The sequence below is a fragment of the Phyllobacterium sp. P5_D12 genome (assembly GCF_054049495.1).
In genome coordinates this window covers 1-1,961 of record NZ_JBFUMG010000706.1, presented here as the reverse complement: position 1 = coordinate 1,961, position 1,961 = coordinate 1, and the positions used below count along the sequence as shown (strand labels likewise).

Below are 1,961 nucleotides of genomic sequence, written 5' to 3'. Positions count from 1 at the left end.
ATCCAGGATGGCCATCTGCGGCGGCGGCATGGCGCGAAGACTGAAGTGAGCGTTCCCGTCGAGAAATCGCTTTCGACCCTCGCGAGCTTTTCCGAGGATATGATCGCACGAGGTCTTGAACCCGGATGTATCTGGATTTCCAAGGAAATAAGCCGACCATCCCCGGCGGAAGCGATGGCGCTCGCCTTACCGCCAAATGCAGACATCATTCGCTTGAAACGGATACGAACTGCTGACGGGGAGCCTGCCGCCTACGAGACTGCAGTCGTTCCGGCAAGGTTTCTGCCATCACCCGAACTCGTTGGCGATTCCCTGTACGAGGCACTGGCAAAGCGCAACGCGTTGCCCCAGCGCGCCATACAACGGTTACGTTCGCGGCCTGCTTCGGTCCGTGACAGCGAGCTCTTGAAATGTGCTGCCGGCGCACCGCTGCTTATCATTGAACGGCGTTGTTTCCTTGCCGACGATCAGCCCGTGGAATTTACCGAAACAAGGTATCGCGGCGATCTCTACGATTTCGTTACGGAGTTAAGTCGCTAATACCAGTTTTTGACTGGTTGCAATCTGGTATGAACTGGATATCGTTCTCGCCATAAGCGAGGATTTTGAAGTGAAAATCGGGGATCTCGAACGCAGCCTTATCGTCTCCTGCCAGCCGGTTCCGGACGGCCCGATGGATCGCGCCGACATGGTCACGGCGTTTGCCTTGGCGGCGATCGCCGGAGGTGCAAGCGCACTCAGGATCGAATCGGTGGAATATGTGCGAGCGGTCCGCCAGGTGACGGACGCGCCGATCATCGGCATCGTCAAAAAAGATATTGAAACGTCGCCCGTCCGCATCACGCCCCATGTGGCCGACGCAGTGGCGCTAATCGATGCCGGCGCACAGATTGTCGCGTTCGACGCAACATCGCGCCCGCGGCCCGATACTGTCGCAGATATTATTGCGGCCATTCACGCCAAAGGCGCCTTGGCGATGGCGGACTGTTCGTCGGTCGAGGATGGCCGCGCAGCGCTGGCTGCGGGTGCCGATTGCGTCGGATCAACACTGTCCGGTTATACGGGCGGACCGGTTCCCGATGCGCCAGATTTCGAGCTAATCGCCGGACTGCGGAAACTGACCCCTTATGTGATCGCGGAAGGCCGTATCCGGACGCCCGAGCAGGCAGCGGAGGCACGCCGCCGGGGCGCCCTCAGCGTTGTCGTCGGCTCCGCGATCACCCGCACCGAGCATGTCACCTCGTGGTTCAAGCAGGCAATCGATGCCGGGTTGGCACGCAGAGCCAACCAAGCCGTGCTTGCGATCGATATCGGCGGGACCAAGACGATGGTGTGTCTGGTGAAAGAAGGCAAAGTCATCGAGGAGGTCCAATTTGCTACCGATCACAATCTTGGTCCCGACGGCTGGATCGACGCCATCGCCGCAAAGGTCTCCAACTGGCGCGGCTCCTATGGACGGGTCGCTGCCGCCGTTACAGGGATTGTCGTCGACGGAAATTGGCAGGCACTAAATCCGGCAACGCTCAACCTGCCGCAAGACTATCCGCTCATCGACAGGTTGCGCGGTACGTTCGGCGTTGACGCAATCGCAGTCAACGATGCGCAATGTGCAGCCTGGGGCGAGCACCGGTTTGGCGCCGGCGCACAGAAGGACATGGTGTTCCTCACGATCTCGACCGGCATTGGCGGCGGCATCGTCATCAACGGCCGGCTCTTTCAAGGAACCGCCGGTCATTTCGGGTTGTTTCAGGGCTACTTCGAATGTTCGCACCGACCGCTTGAAGACAGCATTTCCGGCCACTGGATGCATGCGGAAGCCTGCAAGGCGGGCTATGAGCTGGAAGCGCCGGGCATCTTCGCCGCGGCGAGGTCCGGCGCGCCATGGGCATCGCATATCATCGCAATTTCCGCCCGCAGACTGGCTATACTCTGCCAGAACATACAGCTGGCGCTTGATCCGA

At 60.0% G+C, this 1,961-nt stretch carries 2 protein-coding genes; both read left to right on the top strand.

Annotated features, from left to right (window positions below; translation table 11 throughout):
• On the top strand, window positions 1-540 hold a 540-nt coding region (locus ACXJ5O_RS25515; protein ID WP_457302347.1), incomplete at its 5' end, for a GntR family transcriptional regulator.
• A gap of 70 nt (window positions 541-610) precedes the next feature.
• The coding region (locus ACXJ5O_RS25510; protein ID WP_457302346.1) for a putative N-acetylmannosamine-6-phosphate 2-epimerase at window positions 611-1,961 on the top strand (1,351 nt) is incomplete at its 3' end.